The following is a 413-nucleotide window of genomic DNA, read 5'->3' as shown; positions in this document are numbered from 1 at the left end:
GTTCGTGGTGCATTTCGGGATCAAGGGCACCTGGCCGGGCATTCCGCACCACATGATCCTCTTCGGGCCGCGCTATAAGGGGCTGCTCGAGGACATTTACGACCACGGCGTGCTGAGCGAGGACTTCTCGCTGTACCTGCATCATCCGACCGTGACCGATCCTTCGCTGGCGCCGGAGGGGCATTCGACGTTTTATGCACTGGCGCCTGTGCCGCATCTCGGGAAATTCCCGGTCGACTGGGACGAGATCGCACCGATTTTGGAGAAGCGCATCCTCGACGAGATCGGGCGGCGGTTGATTCCGGATATCCATGAGCGGATCGTGACGAAATTCTCGTACGCGCCGAAGGATTTCGCGGCGGATCTGAATGCGCATCTGGGTAGCGCGTTCTCGCTGGAACCGGTGTTGACGC

Annotated in this window: 1 pseudogene; it reads left to right on the top strand. The window is 60.5% G+C overall.

Going from position 1 to position 413, the window contains the following annotated elements:
- Positions 1-413: pseudogene (locus D7Y13_RS43890) on the top strand (phytoene desaturase); the annotation flags it as partial.

The organism is Corallococcus praedator (genome assembly GCF_003612125.1).
In the GTDB taxonomy this organism is placed as follows: domain Bacteria; phylum Myxococcota; class Myxococcia; order Myxococcales; family Myxococcaceae; genus Corallococcus; species Corallococcus praedator.
Note: the sequence above shows the minus strand (reverse complement) of the source record. Positions and strands in the feature narration are given on the sequence as shown.